The sequence below is a fragment of the Photobacterium sp. J15 genome (assembly GCF_963870815.1).
Taxonomy (GTDB): Bacteria; Pseudomonadota; Gammaproteobacteria; order Enterobacterales; family Vibrionaceae; genus Photobacterium; species Photobacterium marinum.
This window is the reverse complement of the sequence record NZ_CAWMUI010000002.1, coordinates 382459-406569: the sequence shown is the minus strand read 5'-3', so window position 1 is coordinate 406569 and position 24111 is coordinate 382459. Positions and strand designations below refer to the sequence as shown.

Here is a 24111-nt window from a genome sequence, read left to right as displayed (position 1 = left end):
GAAAGAGCCAACCGTTTGGATATCTCATAACTAAGAACAATCACACTCATTCGAGAAAGTGAGACATAAAAAAACACCTGCTATTGCAGGTGTTTATACGTATCGCTAAAGTCAACTAATTGCAGCTCTTGTCCTCACAACAAGGATTGACCACTCGTTCTGCACATGTATAAGGCTCAATGTGGATAATCACATCCACCACTTCATCAATTTGCGCCAGAATATGTGATTTGAAATTCTCACTGATGGTATGAGCATGATCGACACTCATCGCCGGATCTACCAGTAAATGAAAATCCAGCAAAATAGTACTGCCGGTACGACGGCTACGAATCGCATGCACTTCACGGATATCCTTGTCCTCATCGGCATATTGCTGAATCTTAGCTTCAATTTCACTGTCAGCTTCCGCTTCAGTTAACTCCAGTAAAGCCGGCCACAAAATTTCAAACGCCGCCTTGAGGATCATCGCAGTTACAATCAGTGCCGCAACCTGATCAAGATAGTGCAGATCTGGGATGATAAAGTTTGCAATCACAGCCACAGCAACAGGTAATGAACTCAGCGCATCCGAGCGATGGTGCCAGGCATTGGCATGCAGGGCCCGGCTATTAATCTTCTTAGCCTGAACCACTGTCCAGCGATACAACACTTCTTTAACCAGGATCGAAGCCAATGCAGCAGCAAAAGCCAGCATTCCTGGTGTAGTGGTAGAAACATGTCCAATCGAATTAATTGAATCCCAGCCAATACCAACACCGACAATCGCCAACAATACACCAATAAATATGTTTGTCAGAGTTTCAAAGCGGCCGTGACCATAAGGATGCTCTTTATCTGCAGGCGCAGTCCAGTATCGAGAACCAATCAAAATCGCGGTATCTGTTACCAGATCCGAAAAACTGTGAACACCATCGGCAACCAGAGCCTGACTTCCAGTAATTTTCCCGACAGTAATTTTTAACAGGGCCAAACCAACGTTAGCTATAGAACCGACCCATGTTGCTTTCTGAATAACCTTTACCGGTGCCTCTGACATCTTCCTAACTCGCTATTTCATTTGCGAATATGATACCTGAATAATGCCTGTGACATGAACTATTCAGCCTGACTAGCTACCGATTTGCTGTAACAGGGGCAGTCTGTCAGATGATCATTTACCATACCCACTGCCTGCATGAAGGCATAGCAGATAGTTTCACCGACAAACTTGAAACCTTTCTTTTTCAGAAACTTGCTCATCGCTTTCGATTCTGGCGTCGAAACCGGGATCTGTGACATTTCCTGCCACTCATTGTTTACAGGCCGGTGCTCAACAAACTGCCACAATGCCGTCGCCAGACTGCCGTACTCTTCTTGCAATGCCAAAGCGGCTTTGGCATTGCTAAACACAGAACTGATTTTTCCTCGGTGCTTAATAACATCAAAATTCTTGATGATCTCTTCTACTCTTTCATCATCATGTCCTGCCAGCCTAACCAGGTCATAATTATCAAAAGCCAGTCTGTAAGCATCTCTACGCTTCAATATTGTGTACCAACTCAGGCCAGCCTGCGCTCCTTCAAGAGTCAGAAACTCAAAAAGATAATTATCATCCCGATTGACAATACCCCACTCCTTATCATGGTATTCCCTTTCTAACGGCTGATTCATCGCCCAAGCGCAGGTTTTTATTTCCGAATTAATCATCACTTGTACTCTATTTTTATGCCAACTGTGCAGTTAAATATAAGTTTAAAAATGGCCATTATAAGCACAAAAAATGCATTTCAAGTATTTCATATCACAAAGAAGAGAACTAAATTTCCCATTAATTTAACAATAAACAGCTTAGTCAATTTAACATTATATTTTTTGAAGCCAATTGCATTAGAGCTTAATAACATTTCAATTTTATGTTTATTGTGAATGCAATCGTTAAAAAATATTTGTCATACATCACTGAACAAATGAAATGATATTTTTTGCCTTTATAAATCTCGAATAAAACCCAACAGAGATCACATTAATTAAAGAAAATCACTGAATTAAAATTGAAAAATCCTGCCTTCATTTCATAATAGGAACCATCAATACAGCGTTATTGATGAAAGTAAAAAAAGGACTTTTATGAGACATATTGCCGATTTTATCGAGCAGCTTGAAAGGGGTAAGGATCCTTTCAATATCTGGGTTTATTCCAGTAACGGTCACTACAGTCAGTTTGGCAATCAGGGAAATAAACTGCGTGCGCCTAAACTTTACAAGGCTCTGGAAAAGCATCTTCAAATCGTCATTGAAATGGATGATGATAAAAATGATGATGCATTTCTTTTGCTGCCTGAAGTACATGCGGTTGTACCAGTCACTTTCCGTGAAGGCAAAGTATACTCACTGACAGGACCGGCTGCAGCATAATCACCTGTAGTCAAATTTATCGACCTAAGAATGATCAAGAACTAATCCGGCTAGGTTTATTCCCTCATTTACCGATAAATTAACTTTAAATAATAAAAACAGACCAGGAACGGTCTGTTTTTTTTTGATGAAATCTATTACATGCAAAAATTAAAATGCTTACTTAATCAAATCGCAATGTAATTTAACACAGCATATAAAACAAGTATCTTATTGTAATTCATTAAATGAGTTAATTTTGATTAATTCTTTTCAATAATCAATATAGGCATTATTCTTCTTTCCCCATCTTTACAGGCTGAGTTACCATCTTCCCATCCTTGTTCAAATCGGGTTCCCTGTTTATCCAGCGTTGTATCTCGCATATAAACCATGTCAGGCACACCTTTGGTGCTTAAGGCGCTTTCACATCCCTGGTTGTAGCCATAATGGTAAATACTGTCATATTCCACATCACTGACATACTCTTCAGGAAACAGCTGATAATTTTCATAGTCTGAACTGCTGCAACCAAATACACCAAACGTCAGCATTACAATTACAATCAGTCTGCTATTCATTCTTTCCGGCTCCTTTCACCATACCCGATACAGAACTTACATAAGAATGTTCAGAAAAGTTCAGAAAACTTCTTTAATACATCAAGTCTAGACAACAAGTTGAACCAATACTGACTCTTTCCCAACTCTTTTGAAATCCTGTGAGAATGGCAACAAAACTCTTCCGTTCCCATTAACGAGAAGGTCGTGTTCAACTGTAACCTGCAACAAAAAGCAAAAAGGCCGCATTGCTGCGGCCTTCTTGTATACAAACAAAGCTACTTATTGAGAGCAGCGTTAAAGCGCTCAAAGCCCTTCTCCAGATCACGGATCAAATCATCAGGATCTTCCAAACCAATGTGGAGACGCAGCAACGGACCAGCAAAGTCTTTTTTCTTAGCTGTCCGTATTGAGTTTATATTTTGATTAGCAAGGATCAGGCTTTCAAAACCTCCCCAGGAGTAACCCATGCTGAAATGCTCCATGCCATCCAGGAGAGCGGTCAGGGCTTCGGTATTTCCACGGTTCAGTACAGCTGAAAACAAACCATTACACCCTTTAAAATCCCGCTTATAGAACTCATGTCCTTCACAGCTTTCCATTGCAGGATGGCGAACATGATCAACCTCCTGACGTTCAGCAAGCCAGCGCGCAACTTTCAAGCTGTTTTCTTCATGCTGTTTCAAACGAACACCCAATGTACGCAGGCCTCGCATTGCGAGATAAACATCATCCGGTGAGGTACACTGCCCCATCAGGTAACTGTATTCTCGCAGCTGATCCCAGCAACGTTCATTCGCCGTTGCCGTGCCCAGCATCACATCAGAGTGGCCAACAATATATTTCGTCGCAGCCTGAATCGAAATATCAACACCATGCTCAAACGGTTGGAAATTGATTGGCGAAGCCCAGGTGTTATCCAGCATCACAACTAAGTCGTGTTCATGGGCAATACGGGCAAGTGTGGGAACATCCTGAACCTCCATTGTAATAGAGCATGGCGACTCAAGGAAAAGGACAGTGGTATTAGGACGAATCAGCTCTCTGATCTCTTCACCAATCATGGGATCGTAATAGGTCGTTTCTACCCCCATTTTGTCCAGAATCTTATCGCAGAAATCACGAGTCGGTTCATAGACACCATCGACCATCAGAATATGATCACCGGCTTTGACGAAAGACAAAATAGCGTTAGAAATAGCGGCTGTACCGCAGGGATACAACGCACATCCCACCCCACCCTCAAGCTCCACCATGGCTTCCTGAAAAGCAAAGTGGGTATTCGTACCACGGCGACCATAAAACAGCGCCTTGTTGGCCCGGTTTGCCGTGGCATGTTTCATCTCCTCAACAGAGTCAAAAACAATGGTTGATGCACGGCTAACCGGTGGATTAACCAGATGCTGAGTCCATTTCTTCGAACGCCCGGCAGTAACAATTTTCGTATCTAATTTCTTTTCCATACTCTACCCAAACTTCCTTTTTTCACTGCATGCTATGAAGTTAACATAATTATTGGAGACCTGGGTAGCGGGGGAAAATCATGGCGTAATAGCAGCAACACGGGGAGCAGCTGTGATTGGTTGATGCCGACGAGGCTCTGGCATCTTAAACTCAACTGCATTAGGTGCAATCATCTCGAGATGCGCACGATAGTTCAGACAGGCCCGCATCACTTCCATATTTTCGCTCACCTTCGCGGTCAATACCGCCAACAAAATAGCCTTGTAAGCAAAATGACGATGCAGATCAATTGCCACATCAACCGAGCTATGTTTAGCCCCTTGAGTACGCAGCACCTGAAAGACCTGCTGATTTGAATGCAGCTGAAAAACATTTTGATTTATTTTTTTCGCCCGGCGGATCATATTGCGGATTTCGCGTCGGTTAACCGGGTTACTGCAACTATCATCAGCGCTATTGTTCAGGTAAGACTGATGCAAAGGCGAAACAACCCCTTCCTGACTTGGTAAACTCAAAAAGATAATGTCTTCGTAATCATCACCCAGTGTTTGAAAGATACCTCTGGTTTGAGAAACATAGCCACGGTTTAACAAACAATTAATCGCTTTCAACCCGGAAAGATACTGCACTAACAACGACAACATCATTTCAGGAATTATCACCTCGGGACTGTCCTGATTTTCATCAGTTACAGAAGACGTTTCCTTGCGCTCTTCAGAAGAAGGAAGCAAAGCCTGCACCTGAAATTCCAAAAATTGAAGGATCTGATGGTTAAGCTTCATTTCTGTATCGTACATAATACTGCCCTTGTCATTTACCAGTGTATGAAGTTGATGCTTTGCTCCAACTGAAGATAAATGCAATAACAACGCCTACCATTTTCTACTTAACATCCCTGCCACAGAAGGCATGCTTGTGATTGCGATCTCATCTCGTTAGCAATCTTTCATTTTTTTGATGACAAATTGTTTAAAATTTGCTTACTCAAAATATTTACATCACACAAAGTATTGCAACAAAATCTCAACTCTTCCAATTAATGGATGTATTAATAACAATAAAGGCCGCATGAGCGGCCTTTATTGCTGGAAAGAGAACAACTTATGGTTCTTCTGTCACGGGTTGTTTCATGTAGTGCTCAGCACGTAAGCCGAACATTTCCGGCAGCGATGTACCAACAGAAACGGATGACCAAGTACCGGTAATGATGCCGATAAACATAGCAATAGCAAAACCTTGCAGCGGACCACCACCCAGCAGCCACAACGCACCGACGGTGATCAAAGTGGTACCAGAAGTCACCAATGTTCGCGAAATGGTAGCCTGTATCGCTTCATTGTTGATTTCGTGAATTTGCTTATGCGGTTTAGCAATCAGCAACTCACGAATACGATCTGCAATGATGATCGAGTCATTCAGTGAATATCCCAGAATTGCCAGAATTGCCGCCAAAACCGTCAGGTTGAATTCCATCTGGGTTGCAGCAAAAAAACCCAACGCAAAAATCACATCATGCGCCAATGCAAACAAAGCACCAGATGCCAGACGCCACTCAAAACGATAACTCAGATAACCCAGAATACAAAGCACAGCCACCAGCAAGGCCAGTCCTCCCTGCTCCGCCAGTTCTTGACCAACTTGCGGGCCGACAATACTGGTATTGAGAACCGTAACATCAGTTTTCAATGGCGTAAGTAACTGCTCAATTGAAGGCATCGCCTCTCCATTTTCCGGCATTGCATAACGCAGTACCCAGCGGCCCGGTTCACCCGCCGAAATAACGCTAACATCCTGATGTAATCCGGCATCAAGCAGTGGCGTAATTTCACTGCTGGTGATCACAGAATCAAGGCGAATTTCACTGACAACACCTCCGGTAAAATCCAGTCCCCAGTTTAGCCCTCTGACTGAAATCATCAGAATAGAGCCCACCATCAGTAGAACAGAGACAACACTGGTAAAATGGCGCCACTTGGTTGCATTTTTCTTATTAATAAACATGGCTTTAAATCCTCACTTCACGAGATGCGTCACGTCCCCAAACCAGATTAATCATGGCTCGGGAAGCAAAAATACCGGTAAACATACTGGTTAACAGGCCCAGCCCCAATGTCATGGCAAACCCCTGAATCGGGCCATTACCAATGGCATAGAGCACCACAGCTGTGATCATTGTGGTGAAGTTAGCATCGAAAATGGTGCTGAATGCGCTGCTGAAACCACGGTCAATCGACTGAGCAAAACTGCGACCTTCTTTGAGCTTGTCCTTAATCCGCTCGAAGATCAGCACATTAGTATCAACAGCCATACCCACGGTCAGTACTAATCCGGCAATACCCGGTAGTGTCAGCACAGCCCCAGGGATCATTGCCAACAAACCGAACAGCATCACCATGTTCATTACCAAAGCAACATTCGCCACCCAGCCCAGACGGCGATACCAGAAAGCCATAAACAGCAGGGTCATTCCCAAACCTAATCCAAGCGCTGCAAAACCATTCTGGATATTTTCTGCCCCCAGTGTCGGGCCGATTGTTCGTTCCTCAACGATAGTTACCGGCGCTGTCAATGAACCTGCTCGAAGCAACAATGCCAGCTCCTGAGCATCCTGAATTGATCCGGCACCTGTGATACGGAAGCGGTTACCCAACTGGCTCTGAATTGTCGCTACGCTAATGATTTCGCTGGTTTGTTTAGCGTTACCTTCACTGTCACGGCTGTATTCACTGAATGCCGTTGCCATCGGCTTACCAATATTCTGACGGGAAAAATCGGACATGATATTACCGCCGGCATGATCCAGAGTAATATTTACTTCAGCCATACCCATCTGGCCAAAGCTGGCGCGAGCATCGACAATATGATCACCGCCTAAAACCGGTTTACGGGCAACACGAACCGGCTTGCCGGACTTATCCGGAATTTCCATTGTGCTTCCGGTACCCGGTTGCTTAACCGCATAAAAAGCAAGGCTGGCAGTTGCACCGATAACATTTTTTGCTGCAGCAGGATCCTGAACACCTGGCAACTCAATACGGATACGGTTTTCACCCTGACGCTGAACCAGCGCTTCAGTGATACCCAGCTCTTCAATACGGCTACGCATGGTTTGCAGATTTTGCTGCACAGTCAGATTACGAAGTGCTGTTTTCTCACTCTCTTTCAGAGTCAGTTTCACCCCATGACCCGAAGCATTGGTAACCTGCCACTGCGGATAATTTGTACGGATAAAGTGACGTACTTTGCTGTTAGCTTCTGCATCAGCAAGGCGCACATAAAGTGCATCGACACCCGAAGTTTCAACACGAGCACCACGAATGCCATCCTGACGGAACTGCTGACGTAATTCATCAGTCAACTGTTCGCCTTGAGCCTTGAAAACCTGATCCACATCGACATCCAGCAGGAACTGAACACCCCCTCGCAAATCAAGTCCCAGCTTAATCGGTTCAAAACCAAGGTTCTGAAGCCAGGAAGGAGCGGCAGGTTCTAATGCCAGTGTCAACTGTGACTTATCACTGACAACCTCAGCCAATGAAGCTCTGGCCGACGTCTGCTGGCCCTCGTCTTCCAGAACAACCACGGTTTTGTCGCCCTGCTGCTCAATGCGCTTAGCTGTAATGCCGTTATTTTTGAGGTGTTGCTGCAAGACAACCACAGACGGAACAGTTTCACCTTTCGCCGCAATCTGCACCGAAGCATCTTCGCCGTACCAGGTCGGAATCGCACTGAGCAACATGACAAACAGAGTCACCACCAGTACGACATATTTCCACGTCGGGTAGTGATTGAGTATTCGTTGATTTTTGGTCTTTCTCATCTTATTACGCGCCATATTCACCCTCAGTTTTTAGCACCTGAAGGTAATGGAATAGATCTCCGGCCACATCAACACCAAAAGCTATAAGCTAATAAATGTTGATACTGAGAACCGGTCTGAAACGAACATGCGGGAGTACTGGTTATAACCAGAGTCCTTATGTCGGGATTTCTTTCAGGGAAGTCAGTGCCTTGCCGATTTAACAGCAATTCACCGGATCAGGCGCGCAACAGGCGATGATGATAGATGGTAAAGGTGAGGTTACTTTCTTTCCAACCGGATACCCTGCTTACCGTAGGGTTGGTATTGAGTACCCAATTCAGGTTATCGCAAAAATCGACACTGTATCCTTTCTCGAAACTCGGGACAGGCTCTACTGGCAGCTCAATAGCAAGTTGGTAATACGGTTGGACTTCTTCCGGATCATGGCGCATCAGATTCGCCATTCGCGTGGAATTAGTCAGGGCAAGATCATAGTCGTGAGACGAGTTGGAATGTTGCTTCTTAGACTTTGGTGATGACTGCAAAGGGAAGTTCCAAACCGGAGGCTCAACATCAACACTCTTCAAAATACTGTCAGAATTAGAATAAACATCTAACTGTGCCAACGCAGAATCAGACTTAGCCATGCTGACGACTTGCTGAGCCAGGTCAACAGGCACGACCGATACAGGATCGGAACCATGAGTTTCCGCATGGGAAAACGAAGCCGCCCCCAAGCAGATCATCAACAGCAGTGTTCGTATAAACCTGATCAACATAACTCAATATCACCAAAGAGAATCAAAGGCATAATATGACCAGCTGAGATCATTCACAAGAAAAAACTTGCACTGAATCACATTTTTTTCGTTGTTCATCCAATATCAATCGTGAGCTCCCATCTTTTTGCAGAGCGAGAGTTATATTGCTCTAATAGAACACTGGACACAAAGAAAACAAGGCTCTGAAAAAATGAGCTTGGATACAACACAGTTAGAGAGGGAAGCAACACAATGACTGTACACAAAATAGCATTCATCGGATTAGGGACAATGGGCTTCCCTATGGCCGGGCACCTTGCTAATGCAGGCCATCATGTCACTGTCTATAACCGAACCACCGCTAAAGCAGAACAATGGACAGAACAATACTCAGGTAAGGTAGCGCTTACACCAGCCGAAGCCGCAAAAGATGCCGACTTCGTCTTTAGCTGCGTCGGTAACGATGACGATCTGCGCGAAGTATATAAAGGAGAAAACGGTATTCTTACTACCGTCACAAACGGCGTGGTTCTGATCGACAATACAACAGCCTCTGCTGAAGTCTCACGAGAGATTGCCAAAGCAGCTCTGGAACAAGGGGCAGAGTTTCTGGATGCGCCAGTATCCGGTGGTGAAGCCGGAGCCATCAATGGCTGCCTGACAGTCATGGTCGGCGGCAAACCTGAGGTGTTCGAAAAAGCCAAGCCAGTTATCGACTGCTTTGCCAAAGCAGCAACACTGATGGGCGATGTGGGTTACGGACAAATAACCAAGATGGCGAATCAGCTCTGTATTGCAGGTATTCTGCAAGGTCTTTCGGAAGCTATTACGCTGGCGAAATCTGCCGGACTGGATATTGAACAAATGACGGAAGTGCTGAAGCATGGTGCTGCCGGTTCATGGCAACTGGAAAACCGCGCTGTAACTATGGCTGAAGATAAATTTGATTTCGGCTTTGCACTCGACTGGATGCGCAAAGACCTCGGAATTTGTTTTGAAGCGGCTGAAAAGCTTGGTGTTGAGCTACCTTTGGCAAAGCAGGTTGATGAAAAATATGCTGAACTGCAACAACGTGGATTTAGTCGTGCCGATACTTCAGTGCTGATCAAACAGTTCGACAAGTAAAAAACAAGAGCTTTTGCACCGAGCTGTTATTCGAGCATCTGTAATTCAGACGTAAAAAAGCGGCCGATTTACCGGCCGCTTTTTTGTTCGCAGCTTAGTAAATTCAAACTGCCCTATTTATTATCAACCTGGCCGTCGCAGTTATTATCCAGCCCGTCTCTGCTTCGAGGACCTTTCTCATTGCGTCCTGGATAAACATCTGCATTATTGTCGTCGCAATCGCCCTGCTCTACGCAATAACCGTCACCATCCATATCCGTACAGGTTGCTTCTCCGCTGTTACTATCATCTCCACCTGAATCACCTCCACCGGATGATGAGTCACCTGCAGTCCAGTTCAATGCCTGATAACCCTGAATAAGCCCATGACCGTAGGTACTGTCATAACCGGTACTACCTAAGTCCATGGCGCTGGAAGTAATCGCCTGCTTTACATCAGCCGGAACAACACCATTTGCCAGTAGCATAGCCGCCAGCGCACTCACATGCGGTGCCGCCATAGACGTTCCCTGGAAAAAGTAATACCCCCAGACTCCGTCACTGCCAAAAGTTTCCTGTAAGACACCATCTGCAAAACCATCACCGTTTTCATCAGCACTGGTATTTCCTCCGGGTGCCACGACATCAAGCCCTTTACCCCGGTTTGAATAGGATGCCAGCGAATTATTAAAATCCGTAGCTCCGACCGCTATTACACTCGGATAAATAGCAGGATAACTTACATTTTTTCTAAAGCCATCATTACCCGCCGCAGCGACAACGATAACCCCATTACTTTCAGCATAATCAAGAGCAGCATCCATGATTGGATCATTTGTCAGCCCGGAGCGAGCACTTACCCCTAGGCTCATATTGATTACACCAGCCCCGTTATCAACAGCGTAATAAATCCCCTCAGCGATATCCGCAAAAGTTCCCGAACCGGTATCACTCAATACTTTTACTGGCATCACACAGCTGGCATAAGCCAAACCGGCAACCCCCACTTTATTACCGGTCGCTTGAGCAATAGTGCCCGATACGTGAGTCCCGTGACCATCGCCATCAGTCGGATCGTTGTCATTATTGACGATATCCACCCCTGTTTTCTGGCCACTGTCATTTGTATCGATACAACCAATGCCATCATTACCGCCTTCGCGCAGACCGGTATCCAGAACAGCAACAGTTACACCATAACCATCACTTGTTCCCCAGGCCAAATCAGATTCAATATGATTAAAATGCCATTGATAGGTATTGTAATAAGGGTCATCCACAAAGTGGCTGGCAATATAGTTCTTACTGGCTCGCTTTCCTTTGGCTTTGAATGCCGTTAGCTGACCGTTTTCCTTGCCCGGCTCAACTTTAACAATCGAGACCCCGGATCCGGGATAGTAGCGCAGCACTTTGGCATCACCGAGTTCTTCCGGCAAAGCCTGAACAAGTACCTGACCAGCACGAAAGTTCGGTTCTGCATGCACTGTAAACGCTGTGGTCAGAGCAAAAAAGCACAACCCTGAGCGCAAAAAAGGATGGACTGAGAATGATTGACTGGACACGTGAATACCTCTGCTACTGTTATTTTTCATAATTGTAGTAGAGGGTTTGCGTCTTAATAATAAAGATGTGAATGTGTCTTTTTTATGCTACATGTCGGAAATGAACTTGTACTTATCTGCATACATAGATGGTCAAAAAAGTGAAAAAATAGCCTGCCAAAGTCTGTCATCAGCTTCTTGTTTTGCTTCATTCTCTCGCATAGCTTCGCTTGTAGGCTCAAAACCAGGATCGTATGGTGTCACTGTTGGTGATGAGTAAATATCAGGTGATATGTAAAATGAAGGCTCGGTCGACTCTGATAAACGTGTTCCCGAATTATCGCTCCCCATCATCTCTCCGGAATACTCCGACACTAAGTTACTATTCGCTAATGTCTTATCATTTAAGAATGTGTCTGCATTGACATTAACCGACACAAAGCAAACAAAAGACAAAATCAGAATCCTGCACATAAACACCCTTCTTAACCATCAGCTCAAGCGGATTGAGACAGGTACCTTAACAGAATAAAACAACGCTTTATACAAACTCAGGCTACAGTGAGTATTATGTAATAATCTGGCGGTAGCTTACGGCATTTCATAAAAAAAACCGCCACTCTCGTGGCGGTTTTTCATTGAATCAATCTGTATGAAGCATCTTGTTACAGGCCTACGAAAATACCTGCCAGCGCCGCACTCATCAGGTTAGCCAAAGTTGCAGCCAGAACTGCTTTGATACCCAGGCTTGCTACATCACCGCGACGCTCTGGAGCCATTATACCGATTGAACCAATCTGGATAGCGATTGAACCGATATTTGCAAAACCACACAGTGCAAAAGTAATGATAACCTGGCTTTGAGCTGTCAGTGCTTCTTTCACATTCACGAAATCAAGGAAAGCAACGAACTCATTCAGAATCAGTTTCTGACCGATGAAAGAACCAGCCTGAAGCATTTCCGATGCTGGTACACCAATAACAAACGCCAGTGGAGAGAATACGTAGCCAAGAATTGACTGCATAGTCAGGCTTTGCATTCCAAACCATTCACCTACAGTTTCCAGACCAGCGTTTGCCATAGCAATCACACTCACGAAAGCAATCAGCATAGTACCGATAGCCACCGCAACTTTCATACCGTTCATTGCACCCGCAGCCAGTGCATCGATCGCATTACTGTGCTCACTCTTTGCCATTTCAATGTCGGTCTGTTCCACAGCAACGCTTTGCTCAGGAACCAGAATCTTCGCCATCATCAAACTACCCGGAGCAGCCATGAAGCTTGCGGCAATCAGGTACTTAAGCTCAACACCCAGGCCAGCGTAACCACCTAGTACACTACCCGCTACAGATGCCATACCACCCGTCATCACAGCGAACAGTTCTGAACGCGTCATCTGTGGTAGGAATGGTTTCACCAATAGTGGAGATTCGCCCTGAGACAAGAAAATATTACCTGTGGCTACCAATGATTCTGCACGGCTGGTTTTCAGTGCTTTCTGAATACCGCCACCGATCACTTTGATGACCCATTGCATCACGCCAAGATAATAAAGAAGGGAGATAAGAGCACTAATGAAAATAACGAGGGGAAGAACGCGGATGGCAAAAATAAAACCGGAAGTAGCTAGGTCACCGAATAAGAATTTAATACCTTCATCAGCAAAACCCAATACGCTGGCAACACCACTACTCATGGCTCCCAGCATCTTCTGCCCCAACGGAACATAAAGAACCAAAGCGGCAAAACCGGCCTGTAAGAATAAGGCCCCGCCAACTGTACGCCAGTTGATCGCTTTACGGTTCTCAGATAACGCCCAAGCGCATACTACCAGCACAAAAATACCGGCCAAACTAATTAACAACTGCATTATTTCGTCCTGCTGCGTTGATTAAATCGATTGTCGAAAAATGAAGGTATTACTGCGTGCTGCAATAGGAGAACAACTGCTTTTGGAGAAAAAGCGAAACAGGAGGGCTCTGAACTGAAACGTTCAGAAAATATGTGTTTGTCCGTCCATATGTACAACATACAAGTCACCTTGATAACAAGCTAAATTAACGCCGGTCCAACTCCGTGGGTCGTTCACATTCCATGGTGACAGCTTGTAACTAAGGTGGCTGAACTCAGTGGTTCTGGCCGGATGCGGAGTATATAGAGATATGGATCACATTAACAAGCCCCTTCGGGATTTTTTTTGTGATCAGGGTTTAGTTGAACAAGAAATAAACAAAAATAATAAATGCGAGTTTATTTTTACCTCCAAATGGGTCAAATAAGGACAAAAGAGGGAAATGGCTTCCCTCTTCAATCATAAGCAGCCTGTATCAACGGGCTTAGAATTTGTAGTCTACTGACAACACGACTTGCTGAGAGTCTTCAAGTTTAGTGCTGTTTTCACTGTAGTCCTGATCCAAATAACGGTATGTCAGATCTGTCGACCAGTTATCGTTAATCTTGTACATAGCACCAACCTGGCCCCCCCAGACAAAATCTGTCGAGCTGTTACCCGCAACCTCACTATCAGCCACACCAGCTGACACACCTGCAAACAGGTTTACTTTCTGGGCAACAGGCAGAAGGTAATCATAAGAAGCCAGGAACATATCCTGAGATGATTTATCCATGTAGCTGTAAGTACCCATCAGGCGATGGTGGTCATTAACGATTGCACCGCCTCGCAACTGGTAAGTGACATCTTCACCGTTCTGGCTCGCCTCACCTTTGATGCTGTCATCCTGGTAACCGACACCGGCACCAACAAACCACTCTGTATCAGCAGCAAATGCAGGAGAAGCGGCAACAGTCGCCAGGGCAAGCGTTGAGATAATCGTTAATTTTTTCATCGTATCACTCCAGAATAATTCGGTAATGGAAGCAGGCTTAAGCTGCTATCCCTCTGTTGTTGAAGACTAATTTACACCTGCAAACTGAACCGAACCTTAAAATATAAAACAACGTTTTATAACTGAATTTACGCTGAACAGTTCTTAGAGTGGTTGATAAATATGAACAGAGTTCAAACTCCGTTAAGGCTTACTCTGGATATATCCCGGATAGAATTGACTATTAAAAGCAGCAAGGCATAATCGCTGCATACTTATAAGAAAGCAGGTCATGATGGCTAAAGCTCAGTTCCCTAATCGCTATTATCGACAGTTAACGTCAGCCGTGACGATAGCGCTTTCTTCATGTCTGTTTTCTCCAGTCACAGATGCCAACCAGTATGTTTCAGAGCTTAAGTTGCTGAACTACACCGACTCATACGGCAACGTTTTTCTGCGAAATGCCCGAAATATAGAATTACCGGATCCTTTAACGGTTAAGGGCAACCTGAATCTGGAAAATAGCAGCATTGAACGGCTACCACGCCAGCTAACAGTTGAAGGAAACCTGAATCTTGCCTACAGTGCAGTTACCCAGCTTCCACTTCAACTGGTGGTACACGGCTATATTAATCTGGCTCATTCACAAATCACGTACCTGAATAATGGATTACAGGTAAAAGGCGATTTAAGTTTAATGGGAACCAAAATTACCCAGCTTCCACCCTACCTTTATGTTGGCGGTCATTTATATCTTGCCAACACACAGATAAGAGAGTTACCTAAGTTTTTGGTTGTAAAAGGAAATGTCTATTTAGGCGGGATACCGATCACGGTATTTCCCAAAGAAATGAATATTGGTGGAAAAATCTACAAATAAGACATTATTCAAACTAATAACTAATTCCTTCAATTATGTAAGTCTTATTGATATATCATCAACAAGTATACTTAAAAAGAGAAAAACCATATAAGTTATAAGTGATTATAATTACCCTATCGTCAGTTCGATATTGCTGTCTACAAACTAACTTAAAAATGACACTAAAAGTAACTATCAAACTTAAATAACAGCTCTATTTAAGTCTAATTCAGATAACATCACCGGCTAATAAAACGATTACATTCACAATAACGAATTCAGATGGTTTATTGAAATCACTTTATTGATCACGATATCACTATTATCAGGCGGAGTGTTGTAAGCCAGAAACATCTGTCCATTGAATTCGAGTTTCTGGCTGTTCTGGTGTTTTAACGACTATTACATCGGCTTATGGCTGGTTCAACACCCAAAACCTATGACTTTGATTTTCCGCGAGTATTTGTCGTTTGAGACTGATGGTAATACCATTGCCTACGATTTCTATTAATCATAATTAACCTCTCATCTTCCAAAACGAGTAAGGTTGATATCTCTTTTTACTTTATACCGTTCTTACTCATTGAAACAGCTTCAATAAAACATCCGGATATGACATCCATATGACAATCTGATGTATTTGAAGCTACATGTAATCCCTGACAAATTAGCTTAAACAATAGAACAAGCAATCTAATATTGTTCATTCATAAGCCCAGGGAGTAATTAATTTGATATTTTTTCAGGATTTTACGTTTGAAGTGACCTTATTTAACGGACTAAGGCTATCCACTTTCTCTCTGTTTCGACACCCTGCTATTTATATCAACTCGTCCAATATAAAAGCCAATGTTCTCTATTGCAACTATTATTTGCGTGTCTTTATGTGACAAAAGTCATCCTTCAATTATTATTCATTACCCCTTTACGGCTAATTTTTAACTAATCATTATAAAACAACGCACTAACCATAATTCGTCGTCACAGAAATTGAATGGTGTCTCAAAAATGAGTCATGCATCTCAACTATGTCCCATTGACACAAATTTACACTCTGATAACATCAGTTCAAACCTTGACTCGGGGTCGAAACATGGGTATGCATACTATCACTTTAGAGCAGGCTGCTAATGTGCCTAGAAAAGTACTCTTTCAGTTACTTTCTGATCATGACAATCTCGGACGTTTCTTTGATGCAAAGTATTCATTAGTCAAGCATGGAAAGCCAGAAATCAATGGAATTGGAGCCATCAGAAAAGTAACAAACGGACCGTTTACTTTTCAGGAACAAATCATTGATTACAAAGAAAATGAGCATCTCCAATACAAAATTATCGATGGGTCACCGATTGAAGAACATGGCGGTTGGATCCGCTTCAAAACCATCAATGCCAGCCGTAGCCTTATCCTCTACCGAATCAATTTTACTCCCCGAATACGCGGTACAGGATGGCTAATAAAGTTACTTCTGGAAAAAAACATTAAACGGGCACTTCACAATATTGCCCAGTTCAGTGAAACCAAGTGGAAACACAATGCTTCGCATTAAATGCCAAAGTGTACAAACCTGCAAGTTATCAGCTTTACCACCAAATTCAGCCCTTCTTAAGCCCTTCTACCACTAAGCAGGATTGAGACGGATCCTGCTTTATAGTTTTTAAGCAACTGACATAGTAGTGTCAAACTAATTCCATAAGATGGCGGCAATTAAACTGGTTGAATATTGAACAATGAGAAGTACTACTCGTTATTAATCCAAAACAATTGCGCGTTGTTTTTAAGCGCGATTAAATAAAACAGATCAGGATAAGTAAGTGTTCAGCATGTAGGGGGAATACTGCTCAGGCACTGAGGAGAACGCCACAAGTAAGATTGGATTTTTGCAGCCGCTTAGATTAACAGCAAAAACCAAATCATAAAGAGTTTTTATCAGTTACTTAGCATCAAAAACTCATGCTGATTAATATCTGTTTCTTCAGTTTTTCATTGCAAATAAGGTGGACCTATGGGACAGCAACCTTTGCTAACAACTGAAAGGCTGATTCTGAGGCCTTTTCAACTCTCTGATGCCGGAAAGATACAAAAGCTGGCTGGTGACGTACATGTTGCCAACGGCACAGTTAATATTCCTCATCCCTACAATGACGGGATGGCCGGACAATGGATCGGCAAGCACTTAGCTGGCTGGCAAAGCCGTACTTCAGCTATTTATGCCATCACCCTTAAATCAAATGCAAGCCTGATGGGCTGTGTTGGACTTCATAATATCGAATACAATAACTTCGACAGCAGCAAAGCCCAACTGGGTTATTGGCTTGGTGTTCCCTACTGGGGACAGGGGTATGGCACCGAAGCAGCCAAACGACTGACAGAGTTCGGTTTCAAACGATTAAATCTTGACCTCATCTACGGACAACATTTTAGTCGCGATCCATCACCAGGCAGGATTTTACAAAAGATCGGTATGGAGCATGTAAAAACCAAATCCAACGCAACCCGGATTAACATGATCAGTGAAGATCTTGAATATTACGAAATCTGGGCGATGGCTGAAGCCAACAGCTAACCATAACTGTTATGGTTAGCTACTCATCCTTGCCATATAGTAGGTATTGACGTATTCGCCGTTGCGAAAGGCGTAATCCATCGCTTCACCTTCAATGGCAAAACCATGCTTTTCATAAAGCGCGATCGCAGCATGATTATCAGTATAAACAGTTAGCTCTATACGCCTTACATTCAGCCAGTTATCAGCCATATCCAGCATAGCTGACAGTAATTTACTACCAATCCCCTTCCCCTGATGAAAATCACTGACAGCCATACCAAAAGTGGCAACATGCCTACGCCTGGGCCGTGTGATAACTTCAAAACCTATTTGTCCGACAACCTCACCATCAACCTCCGCTAACAAGCTATATACATTATCCGGTAAATCAGACAAACGCTTCTCCCACAACGATAACGACGGAAAAGGAAGCTGTAATGTACCGCTATAAGCCTTCTTACCGGCATACAACTCTTTAATCGCCTCTATATCCTTGTCTTCAACATGGCGCACTGTTACTTTCATTTCAGCCTCCTTTCTATTTTCACGAGTTATCTAACCCCAAGATATCTCATAAAAATTGATACAAAACAATCATTTGCTTTCAAACTTAAATATGAGGCATGTAATTTTGTTAATGCGTAATCGTTAAAAACACAAGACTAAGATTCAATCAATAACATTATTTTCTTTTGAAAGGTAAACAAAACAGCAGGTACCACAAACACACACATTTTATGATGAATTAACATGACAATTTTATCATTTAGCAATTAACCATTCCTGTTTCAAGATATAAAAATATCAACTATGCTAATTTACTCATAATAAAACAACGTGTTAAAAATCAGACTAATGAAAAAAACAATCTGACTTTTTTAGTTAAGGCTATACTGAAATTGATGAGTGACAAACAAGGTGATGTTCCTACTCAACAGCAGGCTGAAACCAATTGCTATTAATATTCAACCTGAAGCAGCAACAAGGGCTTAACTAATTGTTACTTATATTAATATAAGAAAAGTTAAATTTGTTGAAAGATAAGTTTTGATGGCAGGTCTTATATTTTGAATGTGGAAAAATATGCACATATAAAAATGGCTGATGCCACAGACTAATGAGGTGAAGATTATGTCTAGCTTGAAAGTACTAACTGCTACAGCTGTGATTTTAATGTCGTCTTCTGCTTTTGCTGATATCCGCGTTGCAGATACACACAATGGTGCCTGGGTTACAGTAACTGAGAATGGTCAGCCTGCAGCTAATGCACAAGTTACAGTTGCTAACGTACCGCAACAGAAAAAGTCATACACCACTGATGAAAAAGGTCGTGTATTTATTCCTCTGACACTCGAAAACTCTCGTTCTATCAAATATAAAGCGAAAACTGAAAGTGGCCGTGAATCTTCACGTTACGCTTTCCACTCTACTAACAAGTAATGAATCCAAGGCCCTGTTCCCCTACAACAGGGCCTTAAATCTCCGGTCATTATGACAGTCATTTCTATTTACTCTATCTTTCCTCAAGCCGATGTTCATGCCAGTTCAAATCTCTGGCTAATACCAATGCCAACCCTATAATCTGCAAAAAAAGCGCAAGGTTTCTCAACTGGGAAACTGATTTCATTTTACCAGCATGCTCTTCAATCAATTGCAAATTATCCAGATAAAGCTGGTTTATTTTCTCTCGCCTGCCATCCTGAACTTTATTTAGCAATGCCATTAATGTTGGTATGCCGTCTATGGACAATTCTTTAACCTCCTGATCTAACCAATAATTAATTTCGTTTATTACTTGGTCTTTTATTTTTGTTGGGATCGGTTTTTCCTGATATTCACTGGTTAATATTAATTCCAGCACATATTCTTTTTTCCTTTCGACTGTCTCTACCTGCTGCCAGATTAAAGTGATTAATTTATCGTTATTTTGCTGTTGTTGAACTAATTCATTCGCCTGTCTGGTAACATCATCAATAAAGAAATTCGTCATTAATGCCGAGATTATATTCAAGATCAATCCGGCTGCGACCAACATCCACGTATGTATTGTCCATCTACGCCTGCGCATTTTTTATAAACCTTCAACTTGTTACTCAATATTGAGTATGGCAAACACACTGGCTGAAGATAAATTTCTATCCTTACATTCAAACAGATATGCGAGTGCAGAGCTTGATCATCCATATAAGTCACAAAAGTGTCACTGAACATTTTTGTGATCCCTCCTGTCACTGTCTACGTTTAAATCTGTCTACCTTTTCATAAGTTTCAAAAGGATTAGAAAAGATGAATGATAATCTCACTGATGCTACCCGCACCCTCGTACTAACCGGAGACAATGACATAATTAAACGACAGGAAATCAAAGAGGCTTACAATCAAACTTGGGCGCTCTATGAATCACTGTTCGAAGTCATTAATAGCGACCAGGCTTACTATCTCAAAGCTGAACCGCTTCGCCACCCTCTGATTTTTTACTTTGGCCACACCGCAGTTTTCTTCATCAATAAGCTCAAACTTGGAAAATACATCGACAACAGAATTAATGAACATTTCGAATCCATGTTTGCCATTGGCGTCGACGAGATGTCCTGGGATGATTTGGATGAAGCCAACTATGACTGGCCGACAGTTGACGAGGTAAGGCACTATCGGCAACAGGTTAATGCCCTAGTTAACGATGTGATTGATTCGATGCCGATAACTCTTCCCATCGGCCAGGATGATCCCGCGTGGGTGATTTTAATGGGTATTGAGCATGAGCGGATCCATCTTGAAACCTCCTCAGTGATCATTCGACAACTTCCGCTTTCTGACGTCAGTCCACATCCGGATTGGCAGCCCTGTCCTGATGTCGGTATCCCGTCTGACAACCGTCTGCTCTCAATTGGAGGTGACACCGTCACTTTAGGAAAGAGTAAAGATGCAAATACCTATGGCTGGGATAACGAATACGGTCAGCAAACCTTTAGAGTCATTGATTTCAAAGCTTCGAAATATCTTGTTTCAAACAAGGAATATATGGGGTTTGTAAAAGACGAAGGCTATCTCAAACCACGATTTTGGAATGATGAAGGAAAAGCCTGGCTCGAATATACCAAGGCTAAGATGCCACGGTTCTGGCGACTCCGGGATGACTGCTGGTTTCAGCGCAACCTTGCAGAAGAAATACCACTGCCTTTGAACTGGCCAGTGGAAGTAAACCAACTTGAAGCCAAAGCATTCTGTAACTGGAAAGCAGAGCAACTCCAAGCCAGCATTCGCCTACCTACCGAAGCTGAATGGTATCTGTTACGCCGGAATATCCCGGAAGACTCCCCTAACTGGCATGAAGCACCGGGTAACATTGAACTGGAATACTACGCATCTTCCTGTCCCGTCGATCGGTTCGAACATGAAGGGCTATGCGACATTTTAGGAAACGTATGGCAGTGGACGGAAACCAGCATCGACGGTTTCCAGGGCTTTCAGGTTCACCCTCTTTATGATGACTTCTCTACCCCCACTTTTGACGGTAAGCACAATTTGATCAAAGGCGGCTCATGGATATCGACCGGCAATGAATCCATTCTGTCATCCCGTTATGCTTTCCGCCGCCACTTCTATCAACATGCCGGTTTCCGCTATGTCGAATCACACCAAGATCCAGACAGCATGACGTCACTCAACGTCTATGAAACTGACGAGCTGATTTCCCAGTATCTTGAATTCCATTATGGCGACGAATACTTCGATGTACCCAACTTTTGCGTCAACGGCGTCCGGCAGTGCCTGAATGAAATCCAACCTCACCAAACAGCCAAAGTACTTGATATCGGCTGTTCGGTAGGTCGCGCTTCTTTCGAATTGGCCAAAACTTTCGACCATGTTGATGCCATCGACTTCTCCGCTCGTTTCATTCAGCAAGCTTACAGCCTAACTGAACAAGGTGAGAAGCGTTACACCATTCGCACCGAGGGGGATTTAGTCGACTTCAAGAGTGTCACGCTGAAGCAGCTTGGCTATCAGGATGTCGCTGAAAAAATAAACTTTGTTCAGGGCGATGCCTGCAACCTGAAACCCCAGTTCAACGGCTATGATCTTATCTATGCCTCAAATCTGATCGACCGACTCAGTGAACCAAAGCGATTCCTGTCGACCATTCACGAACGTATCAATGAAGGCGGCTACCTAATTATTGCCTCCCCTTATACCTGGCTGGAAGAATATACTGACAAAGCCAATTGGCTTGGTGGCATAAAGGTTCATGGAGAGAACTTCACTACACTAGACGGACTAACAGAAACCCTCATCCCTCACTTCGAACTAGTCGCTGTAAAGGAAATTCCTTTTGTGATCCGCGAAACCAAGCGTAAGTATCAGCACAGCATTTCTGAAATGACCATCTGGCGCAAACGCTGAAGACACAAGAATTTTGAAAGCTATACTCAAGGATAACTGACATGCTACTGTACTGCCTGAAACGGGCAGTACAGAGCATTTGGAAATGAAAACACCTTGCATCGCAAAATGTAAAAATCAGGACGGGATATGCAGCGGGTGCTTTCGCACCATGGCAGAAATTACCGAGTGGCGTGATATGGATGAAGTAAAACAATGCAATACTATCGAAGAGATTCAGGGTAAACGTTCAACTCATACCTGTAGCCTATGCGGCAAACCAGCCTTTTGCGATATCAGCGCCGGAAAATCTACCTGCTGGTGTTTTGAAATTGAAAAACGGGATACATCGGGGATCGAATCTCCAGACTGCCTGTGCCGCGAGTGTTTAAGTAAGTTGCCGTTACTCAGTAATAAACGAGCAATAGATTAGTGAATCATGATGAAGTCTAACAGGTGTCTTGAAACAGATTGCGATTAAAGCTGAACAGCATTACCAGCGTCAAGGCTCTGAGCAATGACGATAAAACTCATATAAGAGATAAATTTTGCAAACTCCATCATTTAATAAGCAAAAATAACATTGCGGATTTATTTTGAATTAAAATCACACTTTTTCCAAATTTGCTCTTAATTTTTTTTGAAACTGGTTTTGAACCTTATGAATTAAAAAATAATTTAACAACCCAAAAACACCAATTTCTAAAATTAACCTGACCTTTTTACTTCACTCTCTGCCCATCTTTTGCTCCCACTAGATGCAGCAGCAATAAAAACCATTACATTCAAATACTTAATTGAAAAGTAAGGTTAAGACAAATACTTTCACCAACTCAAAAATACGAATTGATTTATATTCTTTAATAAATATGAGATCTGTTTTCTAATTTTCAAAATCATTCTAAAAAATACAGACTAATCATTGAGAAAATTTGTCTGATAAATATAATCTCTGACTTATAAAATAAATAATGATGAGCCAATGAAAAAAAACCATTACCTGTTTCTCCTGATCACTCTCATTTCTGGGTATAGCCTTGCAGGTCCGCATAGCTACTCACACACACACAACGCACTTCCTGATAATGAAAAGCTCTGCATGCAAACAGTCAGCAGACTGCTGACTAAGCAACATGTTATTTTCAGCGACACAAAATCAACACCAGAAATTCGCCGAGCGGCAGAACGCGCGATTGATATTACTCGCAAAGCCTTTAAAGAAAATCAAAGCTATTGTGATGCGCAGCATGCACTCCAGGCTTACAAGCAAGACCCGGATGAAGGCTTCCGTCATAAACCGGGAGAGATTAACAAATTCATTCACAGCAATAGCTGATCCTGTCTCGTCTTAGCGAGATCATCTCACTATTACATATACTATTATTATCATTCGGTAACTTATGTCGTAGTGATGAGGCTTTGCTATGAAAAAGTGGCTGCTTACTCTAATCATTTTTCCACTCTTTCTGATGGGATGTGATCCTGACGTAAAGCCAGGGTTCTCTCAGAAACAACTTCACGGACATTGGATTCTCACCAAGATTGATGGCAAGGATGTCTCAATTTCCGAACCCCGCTCTGTACCGAGTATGGCAATAGATTCTGACCTCAAAGTGGCCGGATTCAGTGGTTGTAACCGATTCTTCGGTCAGGTTGAACTAGCAAAAGGTTACAAACTGCGTGTTGTCGCGATGGGCGCAACAAAAATGGCCTGCATACAGGAAGACGAAGCTCATGTAGAAAAAGTGATGACAAAATCACTGCAAAAATGGAACAACGTTGCGCTGGAAAACCAGATACTAACCTTAACATCTGAACTGCACATTCTGACCTTTCTGCCAACAGATCATTCTCCTGAAGAAGAATCCGAACAATAAAAATTAT

At 43.1% G+C, this 24111-nt stretch carries 24 protein-coding genes; 10 read left to right on the top strand and 14 right to left on the bottom strand.

What is annotated here, in order from left to right:
- Positions 1-115: 115 nt before the first annotated feature.
- On the bottom strand, positions 116-1039 hold the full coding sequence (locus tag AACQ93_RS18730; RefSeq protein ID WP_064607694.1) for a cation diffusion facilitator family transporter: 924 nt from the start codon (positions 1037-1039) through the stop codon (positions 116-118).
- A gap of 59 nt (positions 1040-1098) precedes the next feature.
- The gene (locus AACQ93_RS18725) at positions 1099-1689 is read right to left on the bottom strand and encodes a DNA-3-methyladenine glycosylase I (RefSeq protein WP_064607692.1); all 591 of its coding nucleotides are present in this window, start codon (positions 1687-1689) and stop codon (positions 1099-1101) included.
- A 420-nt stretch (positions 1690-2109) separates the two neighbouring features.
- Between AACQ93_RS18725 and AACQ93_RS18720 the strand changes: the two genes are divergently transcribed.
- Positions 2110-2397, top strand: coding sequence for a hypothetical protein (locus AACQ93_RS18720; protein ID WP_064607690.1), 288 nt, complete (start codon positions 2110-2112; stop codon positions 2395-2397).
- Positions 2398-2639: 242 nt separating this feature from the next.
- Here AACQ93_RS18720 and AACQ93_RS18715 read toward each other — a convergent pair whose 3' ends face one another.
- The 6 genes from AACQ93_RS18715 to AACQ93_RS18690 form a co-directional block, all read right to left on the bottom strand.
- Positions 2640-2957 (bottom strand): hypothetical protein, encoded by a 318-nt coding sequence (locus AACQ93_RS18715; protein ID WP_064607688.1) that lies wholly within the window; start codon positions 2955-2957, stop codon positions 2640-2642.
- Positions 2958-3214: 257 nt separating this feature from the next.
- Positions 3215-4399, bottom strand: coding sequence for a cystathionine beta-lyase (locus tag AACQ93_RS18710; protein WP_064607686.1), 1185 nt, complete (start codon positions 4397-4399; stop codon positions 3215-3217).
- A 78-nt stretch (positions 4400-4477) separates the two neighbouring features.
- The gene (locus tag AACQ93_RS18705) at positions 4478-5197 is read right to left on the bottom strand and encodes a hypothetical protein (protein ID WP_064607684.1); all 720 of its coding nucleotides are present in this window, start codon (positions 5195-5197) and stop codon (positions 4478-4480) included.
- Between the two features lie 304 nt (positions 5198-5501).
- Positions 5502-6401, bottom strand: coding sequence for a protein translocase subunit SecF (gene secF / locus AACQ93_RS18700; RefSeq protein WP_064607683.1), 900 nt, complete (start codon positions 6399-6401; stop codon positions 5502-5504).
- 4 nt (positions 6402-6405) lie between these two features.
- On the bottom strand, positions 6406-8220 hold the full coding sequence (gene secD / locus AACQ93_RS18695) for a protein translocase subunit SecD (RefSeq protein ID WP_064609612.1): 1815 nt from the start codon (positions 8218-8220) through the stop codon (positions 6406-6408).
- 218 nt (positions 8221-8438) lie between these two features.
- The gene (locus AACQ93_RS18690; protein WP_064607681.1) at positions 8439-8981 is read right to left on the bottom strand and encodes a hypothetical protein; all 543 of its coding nucleotides are present in this window, start codon (positions 8979-8981) and stop codon (positions 8439-8441) included.
- Between the two features lie 234 nt (positions 8982-9215).
- On the opposite strand from AACQ93_RS18690, the gene AACQ93_RS18685 reads away from it, so the two are divergent.
- On the top strand, positions 9216-10088 hold the full coding sequence (locus tag AACQ93_RS18685) for an NAD(P)-dependent oxidoreductase (RefSeq protein WP_064607679.1): 873 nt from the start codon (positions 9216-9218) through the stop codon (positions 10086-10088).
- Positions 10089-10201: 113 nt separating this feature from the next.
- Here the strand turns inward: AACQ93_RS18685 and AACQ93_RS18680 are convergent, their stop codons facing one another.
- From AACQ93_RS18680 to AACQ93_RS18665, 4 genes are all read right to left on the bottom strand, one after another.
- Complete coding sequence (locus tag AACQ93_RS18680; protein WP_232323357.1) at positions 10202-11629, bottom strand: S8 family serine peptidase; 1428 nt, start codon at positions 11627-11629, stop codon at positions 10202-10204.
- 132 nt (positions 11630-11761) lie between these two features.
- The gene (locus tag AACQ93_RS18675) at positions 11762-12064 is read right to left on the bottom strand and encodes a hypothetical protein (RefSeq protein ID WP_198160200.1); all 303 of its coding nucleotides are present in this window, start codon (positions 12062-12064) and stop codon (positions 11762-11764) included.
- A 209-nt stretch (positions 12065-12273) separates the two neighbouring features.
- The gene (locus AACQ93_RS18670) at positions 12274-13482 is read right to left on the bottom strand and encodes a NupC/NupG family nucleoside CNT transporter (protein ID WP_064607675.1); all 1209 of its coding nucleotides are present in this window, start codon (positions 13480-13482) and stop codon (positions 12274-12276) included.
- A 466-nt stretch (positions 13483-13948) separates the two neighbouring features.
- Positions 13949-14458: a porin family protein gene (locus AACQ93_RS18665; RefSeq protein ID WP_064607673.1), complete on the bottom strand. Its 510-nt coding sequence runs from the start codon at positions 14456-14458 to the stop codon at positions 13949-13951.
- A 271-nt stretch (positions 14459-14729) separates the two neighbouring features.
- Between AACQ93_RS18665 and AACQ93_RS18660 the strand changes: the two genes are divergently transcribed.
- The 3 genes from AACQ93_RS18660 to AACQ93_RS18650 all read left to right on the top strand — a co-directional run bounded on the left by AACQ93_RS18660 (position 14730) and on the right by AACQ93_RS18650 (position 17865).
- Positions 14730-15317, top strand: coding sequence for a hypothetical protein (locus AACQ93_RS18660; protein WP_064607670.1), 588 nt, complete (start codon positions 14730-14732; stop codon positions 15315-15317).
- Between the two features lie 1075 nt (positions 15318-16392).
- Complete coding sequence (locus tag AACQ93_RS18655; protein ID WP_007463847.1) at positions 16393-16848, top strand: SRPBCC family protein; 456 nt, start codon at positions 16393-16395, stop codon at positions 16846-16848.
- Positions 16849-17304: 456 nt separating this feature from the next.
- Positions 17305-17865, top strand: a complete 561-nt coding sequence (locus AACQ93_RS18650) for a GNAT family N-acetyltransferase (protein ID WP_064607669.1) — start codon at positions 17305-17307, stop codon at positions 17863-17865.
- Between the two features lie 15 nt (positions 17866-17880).
- Here the strand turns inward: AACQ93_RS18650 and AACQ93_RS18645 are convergent, their stop codons facing one another.
- The gene (locus tag AACQ93_RS18645) at positions 17881-18372 is read right to left on the bottom strand and encodes a GNAT family N-acetyltransferase (RefSeq protein WP_064607668.1); all 492 of its coding nucleotides are present in this window, start codon (positions 18370-18372) and stop codon (positions 17881-17883) included.
- 606 nt (positions 18373-18978) lie between these two features.
- Here AACQ93_RS18645 and AACQ93_RS18640 point away from each other — a divergent pair.
- Complete coding sequence (locus AACQ93_RS18640; RefSeq protein ID WP_064607666.1) at positions 18979-19287, top strand: hypothetical protein; 309 nt, start codon at positions 18979-18981, stop codon at positions 19285-19287.
- Positions 19288-19360: 73 nt separating this feature from the next.
- Here the strand turns inward: AACQ93_RS18640 and AACQ93_RS18635 are convergent, their stop codons facing one another.
- The gene (locus AACQ93_RS18635; RefSeq protein ID WP_084419324.1) at positions 19361-19882 is read right to left on the bottom strand and encodes a hypothetical protein; all 522 of its coding nucleotides are present in this window, start codon (positions 19880-19882) and stop codon (positions 19361-19363) included.
- Between the two features lie 251 nt (positions 19883-20133).
- On the opposite strand from AACQ93_RS18635, the gene ovoA reads away from it, so the two are divergent.
- From ovoA to AACQ93_RS18615, 4 genes are all read left to right on the top strand, one after another.
- Entirely contained in the window at positions 20134-22248 is a 2115-nt protein-coding gene (gene ovoA / locus AACQ93_RS18630; protein ID WP_064607662.1) for a 5-histidylcysteine sulfoxide synthase, read from the top strand.
- A gap of 85 nt (positions 22249-22333) precedes the next feature.
- Positions 22334-22660: a cysteine-rich CWC family protein gene (locus AACQ93_RS18625; RefSeq protein WP_084419322.1), complete on the top strand. Its 327-nt coding sequence runs from the start codon at positions 22334-22336 to the stop codon at positions 22658-22660.
- Positions 22661-23209: 549 nt separating this feature from the next.
- Entirely contained in the window at positions 23210-23563 is a 354-nt protein-coding gene (locus AACQ93_RS18620) for a hypothetical protein (RefSeq protein ID WP_064607659.1), read from the top strand.
- Between the two features lie 88 nt (positions 23564-23651).
- Entirely contained in the window at positions 23652-24104 is a 453-nt protein-coding gene (locus AACQ93_RS18615; protein ID WP_064607657.1) for an META domain-containing protein, read from the top strand.
- The last annotated feature ends 7 nt before the right edge of the window (positions 24105-24111 follow it).

Excerpts from the sequence above, each read along its gene's own strand:
- AACQ93_RS18730 (WP_064607694.1), bottom strand. The coding sequence starts at position 1,039 with ATGTCAGAGGCACCGGTAAAGGTTATTCAGAAAGCAACATGGGTCGGT.
- AACQ93_RS18725 (WP_064607692.1), bottom strand. The coding sequence starts at position 1,689 with ATGATTAATTCGGAAATAAAAACCTGCGCTTGGGCGATGAATCAGCCG.
- AACQ93_RS18720 (WP_064607690.1), top strand. The coding sequence starts at position 2,110 with ATGAGACATATTGCCGATTTTATCGAGCAGCTTGAAAGGGGTAAGGAT.
- AACQ93_RS18715 (WP_064607688.1), bottom strand. The coding sequence starts at position 2,957 with ATGAATAGCAGACTGATTGTAATTGTAATGCTGACGTTTGGTGTATTT.
- AACQ93_RS18710 (WP_064607686.1), bottom strand. The coding sequence starts at position 4,399 with ATGGAAAAGAAATTAGATACGAAAATTGTTACTGCCGGGCGTTCGAAG.
- AACQ93_RS18705 (WP_064607684.1), bottom strand. The coding sequence starts at position 5,197 with ATGTACGATACAGAAATGAAGCTTAACCATCAGATCCTTCAATTTTTG.
- secF (WP_064607683.1), bottom strand. The coding sequence starts at position 6,401 with ATGTTTATTAATAAGAAAAATGCAACCAAGTGGCGCCATTTTACCAGT.
- secD (WP_064609612.1), bottom strand. The coding sequence starts at position 8,220 with ATGAGAAAGACCAAAAATCAACGAATACTCAATCACTACCCGACGTGG.
- AACQ93_RS18690 (WP_064607681.1), bottom strand. The coding sequence starts at position 8,981 with ATGTTGATCAGGTTTATACGAACACTGCTGTTGATGATCTGCTTGGGG.
- AACQ93_RS18685 (WP_064607679.1), top strand. The coding sequence starts at position 9,216 with ATGACTGTACACAAAATAGCATTCATCGGATTAGGGACAATGGGCTTC.
- AACQ93_RS18670 (WP_064607675.1), bottom strand. The coding sequence starts at position 13,482 with ATGCAGTTGTTAATTAGTTTGGCCGGTATTTTTGTGCTGGTAGTATGC.
- AACQ93_RS18665 (WP_064607673.1), bottom strand. The coding sequence starts at position 14,458 with ATGAAAAAATTAACGATTATCTCAACGCTTGCCCTGGCGACTGTTGCC.
- AACQ93_RS18660 (WP_064607670.1), top strand. The coding sequence starts at position 14,730 with ATGATGGCTAAAGCTCAGTTCCCTAATCGCTATTATCGACAGTTAACG.
- AACQ93_RS18655 (WP_007463847.1), top strand. The coding sequence starts at position 16,393 with ATGGGTATGCATACTATCACTTTAGAGCAGGCTGCTAATGTGCCTAGA.
- AACQ93_RS18650 (WP_064607669.1), top strand. The coding sequence starts at position 17,305 with ATGGGACAGCAACCTTTGCTAACAACTGAAAGGCTGATTCTGAGGCCT.
- AACQ93_RS18645 (WP_064607668.1), bottom strand. The coding sequence starts at position 18,372 with ATGAAAGTAACAGTGCGCCATGTTGAAGACAAGGATATAGAGGCGATT.
- AACQ93_RS18640 (WP_064607666.1), top strand. The coding sequence starts at position 18,979 with ATGTCTAGCTTGAAAGTACTAACTGCTACAGCTGTGATTTTAATGTCG.
- AACQ93_RS18635 (WP_084419324.1), bottom strand. The coding sequence starts at position 19,882 with ATGTTGGTCGCAGCCGGATTGATCTTGAATATAATCTCGGCATTAATG.
- ovoA (WP_064607662.1), top strand. The coding sequence starts at position 20,134 with ATGAATGATAATCTCACTGATGCTACCCGCACCCTCGTACTAACCGGA.
- AACQ93_RS18625 (WP_084419322.1), top strand. The coding sequence starts at position 22,334 with ATGAAAACACCTTGCATCGCAAAATGTAAAAATCAGGACGGGATATGC.
- AACQ93_RS18620 (WP_064607659.1), top strand. The coding sequence starts at position 23,210 with ATGAAAAAAAACCATTACCTGTTTCTCCTGATCACTCTCATTTCTGGG.
- AACQ93_RS18615 (WP_064607657.1), top strand. The coding sequence starts at position 23,652 with ATGAAAAAGTGGCTGCTTACTCTAATCATTTTTCCACTCTTTCTGATG.